Here is a 6,952-nt window from a genome sequence, read left to right on the forward strand (position 1 = left end):
CATCACGCTGGCCATTTCCATCGTGATCTCGGCGGTAGTCTCGCTCACCCTGACGCCGATGATGTGCGCCCGCCTGCTGAAGCATGGCGGGGAAGGGCCGATCGCACAGAGGGTGTCGCGTGGTTTTGATGCGATCATTGCGCTCTATGGCCGGGTGCTGCGTGTGGTGCTCGATCACGGCGCGACGATGATGCTAGTTTTTGCCGCCACACTCGTGGCGACCGGACTGCTTTACCAAAGCGTCTCAAAGGGCTTCTTCCCATTGCAGGACACAGGTCTTATCCAAGGCTTTGTAGAGGCTCCGCAAAGTGTGTCGTTCGCGGCGCTGGGCCAGCGGCAGCAGGAGCTTTCACGTCTGGTTACGGAGGATGAGGCCGTGAAAAGTGTTTCTTCATTCATCGGTGTGGATGGCGTGAACACCACTCCCAACACGGGACGCATGTTGATCAATCTTGTGCCGAGGCATGAGCGGAATGTGACTGCCGCGCAGGTAGTCCGACGTCTGCAGGACAAGGCCAACCGCCTTCCCGGCGTGCAGTTGTATCTGCAGCCGGTGCAGGATTTGAACATCGAGGACCGCGTGAGCCGGACACAGTTTCAATACACGCTTCAGTCCCCCAGCATTGAATCATTGCAGTTGTGGACGCACAAGTTGGTGGACGAACTGCGGAAATCATCTCTGCTGGCGGATGTGGCCGACGACTTGCTCGACAAAGGTCTGCAGGCGCGCGTGGTGATTGATCGAGAAACCGCGAGCCGCCTCGGCGTGACTGTCGCCGCCATTGATGCGGCACTCTACAATGCCTTTGGGCAGCGGCTTGTTTCGACCATTTTCACGCAGAGCGGGCAGTATCGCGTGGTCCTTGAGCATGGTCTGGAGTTTCAGTCAGGGCTCTCCGCCTTTGACCAGGTTCGAGTGCCTTCCACCGGCGGGCAGCAGCTGCTGCTGAGCACGATGGCCAAAATCATCGAAGAGCCGGCCACGCTGGCCATTGCTCATCAGGATCAGTTTCCCGCAGCGACCGTGTCTTTCAATCTGGCACCCGGTGTCTCTCTGGGAGCTGCAGTGGCGGAAATCGAGCGTATCAAGGATGACATCAACATGCCTGAAAGTATTGAGACTGCCTTTGCCGGAACGGCGCTCGCGTTTCAAGGTGCCCTGAACAATCAACTGCTGCTCATTCTTGCCGCCGTTGTCGTGATGTATCTGGTTCTCGGCATCCTCTATGAGAGCTTTATCCATCCGCTGACGATTCTTTCGACGCTGCCCTCCGCTGCAGTGGGTGCATTGCTCGCGCTGGAACTGACGCATACTGAACTTGGTGTCATGGCCATCATTGGCATCGTGCTGCTAATCGGCATCGTGAAAAAGAACGCCATCATGATGATCGACTTCGCCATCGAAGCTGAGCGTGAAAATAACATGCCGCCACGGGAGGCTATCTATCAGGCCTGCTTGCTGCGCTTCCGCCCGATCCTGATGACCACCCTGGCCGCCTTGCTCGGCGCACTGCCTCTCATGATTGGCAGCGGGGAGGGCTCTGAACTGCGCCATCCTCTGGGACTCACGATGGTGGGTGGGTTGCTGGTGAGCCAGTTGCTCACACTTTTCACTACGCCGGTGATTTATCTGATGTTTGACCGCTTTGCGCCTTCACGCCGGGAAGAGACGGCGGCCGAAATTCCTGCCATTGCATGAGTTTCACCGACACCTTCATCCACCGTCCCGTGGCGACCACGCTCGCCACGCTGGCGATCGCGTTGTCGGGTGTCCTGGCCTATACGAATCTGCCGGTTTCTCCCTTGCCGCAGGTGGACATGCCTTCGATTTCAGTCTCGGCCTCTCTGCCTGGCGCCAGTCCCGAGACCATGGCGGCCACAGTAGCTACACCGCTGGAGCGTACATTGGGCCGCATCGCCGGGATTACGGAGATGACCTCATCCTCTTCGCAGGGCAGCACGAGCATCAGCCTGCAGTTTGACATCAGCCGTGACGTGGACAGCGCTGCTCGGGACGTGCAGGCCGCCATCAATGCGGCGCGCAGTTTGCTGCCAACGGGCATGCCGGGCAATCCGACCTACCGCAAAATGAACATGTCGGACTCGCCGATCATGATCATGGCGCTGACTTCGGACGTCGCCACCTCAGGCCAGATGTATGATGTCGGGTCGACGGTGATTGCGCAGAAGATTTCACAAATCGATGGCGTGGGCAGTGTCAGTGTGGGGGGCAGTTCGCTGCCCGCTGTGCGCGTCAGCATGAGCATGCCGGCCATGACGCGGGCGAACCTCACAATGGAAGACGTTCGCTCCGCCATCGCCGCCGCAAACGTGAACCGGCCCAAGGGGGTGATTGAGGATGAAAATCGACGCTGGCAGGTGCTGGCGAGCGATCAAATGGACAAAGCTGAAGAGTACAAAAACGTCATCGTCAGCTACGTCAATGGTGCGGCAGTGCGGCTGGCGGATCTCGGCGAGGTGACGGATTCTGTGCAGGACGCCTACAACTACGGCAGCACCAACGGCAAGGTCTCCGTGTCGCTCATCGTTTTCCGGCAGGCCGGAGCGAATATCATCGAGGTGGTGGACAAGATTAAAGCCATGATGCCAAAACTCCGTGCGATGGCTCCAGCCGCGATGGATCTGGACATCACCATGGAGCGCACGGTGACCATTCGTGCCTCGATTGATGATGTGCAATACTCTCTGTTGATAGCCACCTTGCTCGTCATCCTGGTGGTGTTTGCCTTTTTGCGCCGGGTGCGGGCCACCTTGATTCCGGGCGTGGCGGTGCCGGTGTCCCTCCTGGGCACTTTTGGTGTCATGTATCTCTGCGGCTACAGCCTGGACAATCTTTCATTGATGGCCCTCACGGTCAGCACCGGCTTTGTGGTTGATGATGCGGTCGTCGTGCTGGAAAACATCACCCGACATGTCGAAAATGGCATGCCCGTGATGGAGGCTGCACGCAGAGGGACGCGTGAAGTGACCTTCACGGTCATTTCGATGAGCATTTCATTGATCGCCGTGTTTATTCCCATCCTGCTCATGGGAGGTCTCATGGGGCTGTTGTTCAGAGAGTTCGCCGTGGTGCTCTCCGTGGCCATTGCCGTTTCGCTTGTGGTCTCGCTCACCACTACTCCGATGATGTGCGCGCGTTTGCTGAGTCCAGAAAAAGAAGGTCACAAGCCCGGTTATTTTGCACGGCTGTCGGACGCCATCTTTCACTGGATTCAGTCATTTTACGCCAGCACGCTGCACATTGCCCTGCGGCATCACTGGCTTACACTGACGGCACTTATTGGCATCGTTGGCCTCACTGGATGGCTGTATGTGACGATCCCCAAGGGCTTTTTCCCGCAGCAGGATGCGGGTCTGCTCATTGGCGGCATCAGCGCGGATCAGAACATTTCGTTCCAGGCCATGCGCGAAAAAATCATCGAGATTGCCAAGATTGCGCAGGCAGATCCAGCGGTTGAAAAGGTGAATGCAAGCTGCGGTTCTGACTCACGCATGGGCGGACCGAAAAACAGCGGCAGAGTCTTCATCTCTCTCAAACCGCTGAGCAAGCGTGATACGGTCGATGTCGTGCTGGCCCGCTTCCGGGGCAAGCTTTCAAAAATCGCAGGTGCCACCCTGTTGTTGATGCCGTCGCAGGATTTGCGGATTGGCGGGCGCTCCAGTCGTGCCTTGTATCAATACACGCTGCAGGCTGGTGATGTGGAGACCCTGCGCAAATGGGAGCCGCGTGTGCGTCAGGCTCTGCTCGGCCTCAAGGAACTCGTGGATGTGAACAGTGATTTCGAGGACAAGGGCACCGTCACCAGGCTTGTCATTGACCGTGACGCCTGCGCCCGTGTCGGCGTGAGCATGCAGGCGGTGGACAGTGCGCTGAACAGTTCTTTCGGCCAGCGCATGGTTTCCACGATCTACGCGCCGCTGAATCAATACCGCGTGATTTTGGAGTCTTCGCAAAACGAGGACCCCGGAGCATTTGATCAGGTGATGGTGCGTTCCAGCTCCGGCAAGCTCGTGCCATTGAACCAGCTTTCGCGGTGGGAGTTCGCGCCTGCTGCGCTGTCCATCAGCCATCAGGGGCAGTTCGCGGCGCTGACCTTTTCGTTCAATATCCCGCCCGGAGTGGCCTTTGCAGACGCTACCGAAGCCATCACGAATGCGGTGAACAAACTGCAAATTCCCGAAGATGTTCAGCGCGTTTTTGCCGGTACGGCGGGTGCGTTCCAGGCTTCGCTGGACAGTCAGCCAGTCCTCATTCTCACGGCGCTTCTCGTCATCTACCTCGTGCTGGGCATTCTCTATGAGAGCTTTCTGCATCCGCTGACCATCCTCTCGACGCTGCCCTCCGCAGGCGCAGGGGCCTTGCTTGCCCTGTATGTCTGCGGCATGGATTTCACGGTGATGGCGATGATCGGCATCTTCCTGCTCATCGGGATTGTGAAAAAGAACGCCATCATGATGATCGACTTTGCCCTGCAAACCGAGCGCGAACGTGGGCTTGATTCATTCCAGGCCATCTTTGAAGCCTGCCAGCTGCGCCTGCGCCCCATTTTGATGACCACCTGCGCCGCCCTGCTTGGTGCTTTGCCCCTGGCCCTCGGTACCGGCGTTGGCTCTGAGTTGCGCAGACCGCTCGGCGTGGCGGTTGTTGGCGGATTGATTGTCAGCCAGATGCTCACACTTTACACCACGCCCGTGGTGTACTTATTCCTCGATGGCCTGAGGCTGCGTTTCCTGAAAAAACACCGCGCCGCTCCGGTTATGCACGCTGCTTCTGTTCCCGCCACTCTATGAACCGTCTTTTTGTCATCATTCTCCTGTTAGTGGGCGCGGGCTGCAGCTTCTCACCGAAGAAGCAGGCTCCGGCGATGAATCTGCCAGCAAACTTCAAGGAAAGCCGCGGCTGGAAAGTCGCGCAGCCCGCCGATCATCTGCCGCGTGGCAACTGGTGGTCCATCTTCCATGACAGGGATCTAGATGCCATCATGCAAAGCCTGGAAGTCTCCAACCAGACGCTGCAGTCCGCTGTTGCGAAAGCGCAGCAGACCTCGGCTTTGCTCACGGCGGCCAAGCTTGCCTTCCTGCCGACCGCCTCTGCTACGAGCGACTACACGGTGAATATGAGCGGTGCACTCGGTGGCTCCGGCAACGCCAACTCAATCAACGCCGCCCGCAGTGGTTCAGGCGTGAAAAGTATTCAATCCGTGGGCGGCACAGCCAACTGGGAGCTGGATCTCTGGGGACGTCTGCGGCATACCGCCAAGGCCACCAAGGCGGACGTCGAAGCGGTGCAGGCGGATGTGGAGTCCACCCGGCTCATCCTGCAAACTCAGGCGGCGCAGAGCTACTTTTCACTGCGTGCTGCCGACGCTCAAAGACTCTTGCTTGAGCGCCAGGTGGCAAGTTACGCCAAGTCGCTGGAACTCACGCGAAACCGTAAAGCACAGGGAGTGGCCTCCGAGGCGGATGTCGCTCTCGCAGCGACGCAGCTGGCAACCTCGCGTGCCGCTTTGATTGAAACCGGTGTGACAAGGGCGACAATGGAGCACGCACTGGCTGTGCTGACTGGCCGTGCCCCCGCCGATTTCGGCTTGAAGCCGGCCACGCTTACCTCGCACATTCCTGCGCTGCCAGCCACGGCTCCTTCGACACTGCTTCAGCGCCGCCCTGACATCGCCGCTGGCGAGCGTCGTGTGGCTGCCGCCAACGAACGTATTGGTGCCGCCATCGCTGCCTTTTTCCCCACGATCTCCCTGGGGGCTGCCACTGGCTGGCGTGCATTGGCGAACCTGCTTGCCCAGGGCAACAATTTCTGGTCGTTTGGCCCTGATGCCAGCTTGGCGATTCTCGACAGCGGCCAGCGGTTGGCCGCCAAGGCGCAGGCGGACGCCACCTGGAGGCAGGCTGTCGCGGATTACCGACAGGCCGTGCTAACCGCCATGCAGGAGTCTGAAGATGCGCTGTCCACGCTGCGCATTCTGGCCGCCGAAACAGAAGCCCAGAATGAAGCGGTGCATGCAGCTCGGGAGAGTGAACGCATCGCCACCAATCAGTATGAGGCGGGTACCTTGAGCTACATCAACGTTGCCACCGCTCAAGCCACCGCCCTGAATGCCGAGCGCAGTGCCATTGATCTCCGCTCGCGTCGTCTGAACGCGACCGTGGCCCTGATCAAAGCACTGGGTGGTGGGTGGTGAACTGGGCGATTGGCTGCGCAGCACAAGTCACCGCAATTTCTGGAGCCACACTCAAGCAGCGGGTGCCAAATCCATGATGAATGAATGTCGAGGCTTGAATCGAAGGTGCGGATCGTTATGAGATCCGCATGGAACTCATCAACAACACTCCCCAAGTGCCGGCTGCGGTCGGTCCGTATTCTCAAGCGGTGAAGCATGGCGGCCTGCTTTTTTGCTCTGGCCAGATTCCCATCGATCCGGCTGCGGGAAAGATCGTAGCGACGGATGTGGAAGGTCAGACGACCCAGGTGCTGGCCAACATCCGCGCGCTTCTGGAGGCGCAGGGACTGACGCTGAGCTCTGTCATCAAAGCGACCGTATTTCTGCAAAACATGGCCGATTTCCCCAAGGTTAATCCACTTTATGAAGCGGCATTTGCCGGTCACAAACCAGCGCGTTCAACCGTGGCGGTTGCAGGACTGCCACTGGGTGCCCTGGTGGAGATCGAAGTCATTGCAGCACTGTCTTGAGGAGCTGGACAAAACAAGATCCCGTCGGGTAGCCGTGCCGTTTTAAGGAGCGCCAAAATCCAGCACACAGCGGAAGCCCAGGTCTGCGCGTGAGGCATTTTTGAGCGCATGGGAACGGGCGGATGTCAGCATGGCATCTTTGTCAAAGCTCAGCCAGCTGCCGCCGCGGATGACGTGCTCTTCCGGCGCACCGGGCCATGCGTCTGCGCACAATTCAGACACATTGCC

Annotated in this window: 5 protein-coding genes; 4 read left to right on the forward strand and 1 reads right to left on the reverse strand. The window is 58.9% G+C overall.

Annotated features, from left to right (window positions below):
• The 4 genes from ACIREA_RS22985 to ACIREA_RS23000 all read left to right on the forward strand — a co-directional run.
• A partial coding sequence (locus ACIREA_RS22985; protein WP_397384683.1) for an efflux RND transporter permease subunit occupies positions 1–1,699 on the forward strand: 1,699 nt, incomplete at its 5' end.
• Complete coding sequence (locus tag ACIREA_RS22990) at positions 1,696–4,812, forward strand: efflux RND transporter permease subunit (RefSeq protein WP_397384684.1); 3,117 nt, start codon at positions 1,696–1,698, stop codon at positions 4,810–4,812. The genes ACIREA_RS22985 and ACIREA_RS22990, both read left to right, overlap by 4 nt.
• Positions 4,809–6,215 carry an efflux transporter outer membrane subunit gene (locus ACIREA_RS22995; protein WP_397384685.1) on the forward strand — a complete coding sequence of 469 codons (1,407 nt, stop codon included), beginning with the start codon at positions 4,809–4,811 and terminating at the stop codon, positions 6,213–6,215. The genes ACIREA_RS22990 and ACIREA_RS22995 overlap by 4 nt, the downstream gene beginning before the upstream one ends.
• A 128-nt stretch (positions 6,216–6,343) precedes the next feature.
• Positions 6,344–6,724: a RidA family protein gene (locus ACIREA_RS23000; protein WP_397384686.1), complete on the forward strand. Its 381-nt coding sequence runs from the start codon at positions 6,344–6,346 to the stop codon at positions 6,722–6,724.
• Between the two features lie 42 nt (positions 6,725–6,766).
• Here the strand turns inward: ACIREA_RS23000 and ACIREA_RS23005 are convergent.
• Positions 6,767–6,952 (reverse strand): SUMF1/EgtB/PvdO family nonheme iron enzyme (locus ACIREA_RS23005; RefSeq protein WP_397384687.1); only part of this gene is annotated, 186 nt, incomplete at its 5' end.

The sequence above is a fragment of the Prosthecobacter sp. genome (assembly GCF_044373815.1).
Classification (GTDB): Bacteria; Verrucomicrobiota; Verrucomicrobiia; order Verrucomicrobiales; family Verrucomicrobiaceae; genus Prosthecobacter.

What these genes read in the sequence shown, in the direction of transcription:
- ACIREA_RS22990 (WP_397384684.1), top strand. Translation starts at nt 1,696, where the DNA reads ATGAGTTTCACCGACACCTTCATCCACCGTCCCGTGGCGACCACGCTC.
- ACIREA_RS22995 (WP_397384685.1), top strand. Translation starts at nt 4,809, where the DNA reads ATGAACCGTCTTTTTGTCATCATTCTCCTGTTAGTGGGCGCGGGCTGC.
- ACIREA_RS23000 (WP_397384686.1), top strand. Translation starts at nt 6,344, where the DNA reads ATGGAACTCATCAACAACACTCCCCAAGTGCCGGCTGCGGTCGGTCCG.